Annotated in this window: 1 protein-coding gene; it reads left to right on the forward strand. The window is 37.5% G+C overall.

The genetic code is table 11. The annotated features are described in order from the left end of the window. Positions 1–62: 62 nt before the first annotated feature. Positions 63–1255: hypothetical protein (locus BLW28_RS15430; RefSeq protein ID WP_143036928.1), on the forward strand; the 1193-nt coding region annotated here is incomplete at its 3' end.

Below are 1255 nucleotides of genomic sequence, written 5' to 3' on the forward strand. Positions count from 1 at the left end.
AGAAGTTCAAACATTTAAAATTATTAAAGAGTAAAAATTCACTAACCTAATTCATAACTAATATGAAATCTATTTATCTCTTTCTGGCCCTAACAATTCCCTTATTGAGTTTTGGGCAATCTACACCGTGTAGTATAGACAACTTCGGAAACAACTTTGAGAATGCAGAGTTTGGCTTACATGCAAAATACATTGCCAATGATTTTGATGTTGAAGAAAGCATAATTATGGAAATAAATAAAATAACGCCTACCATTGTGAGAAACATTGGGGTAGCTGATGTTTTTATCTATAATGATGACGATGGTCAACCAGGTACACTTATCACTTCATTTGTAGATATCATTCCGACTTCACAAACTCTAGTGAGTAATAACTTTGGTCTACCTTGGTATGAAGTCGAATTGGATTTACCAAGCACGGTATCACTTGTAGGTTTAACCGGTGGCTCAAAATACTGGATTGGCCTTTTTGTTACGGCCGGTTCAGATGGTGGAAGCGGAAATTTCTGGGAAGTAAAAACAAATGGTGATTCTGCTCTTACGCATACCTCACTTGATCAAGGAGCTACATGGACCCCTAGTCCATCTGGTAACGATGGCGTTTTTCAAGTTTTCGGTTCCTGTAGCATTGTGGTTCCTTTACCAGACGGTTATTGTGAAATCGTAGAAGCAGGAAATAATTTTGAAAATGCTGAAATGGGGTTAGATGCCAAGTTTATCGCCAACGATTTCGACATTGAAGAAGATGTGATTATGCAATTAGATAAAATTCTACCTACTATTGTAAATAACATAGACACGGCAGATATATTTATTTATGAAGACGATAATGGCAAACCAGGGACTCTTATTACGTCATTTCAAAATATAACACCTACTTCCCAGACTCAGGTAAGTAGTAATTTTGGTCTTCCTTGGTATGAAGTTGAATTAAATTTACCTAATCCCGTTTCTCTTGAAGGACTCTCCGGAGGTTCAAAATATTGGGTTGGACTTTTTGTGACAATGGGCTCAGATGCGGGAAGCGCCAACTTTTGGGAAGTAAAATCTAATGCCACTACAGCGGTCACTCATACATCGCTTGACCAAGGCGATACGTGGACTCCAAATCCTTCTAGCTACGATGGCGTATTTCAAGTCTCGGGAATTTGTAGTATTGTAGAACCGGAACCAATAGGGTTTTGTGAAATTATAGAAGAAGGAAATAACTTTGAAAATGCAGAAATAGGCTTAAATTCAAAGTATATAGCTAA

Origin of the sequence: Aequorivita viscosa (assembly GCF_900106795.1) — a bacterium.
GTDB classification, from domain to species: Bacteria; Bacteroidota; Bacteroidia; order Flavobacteriales; family Flavobacteriaceae; genus Aequorivita; species Aequorivita viscosa.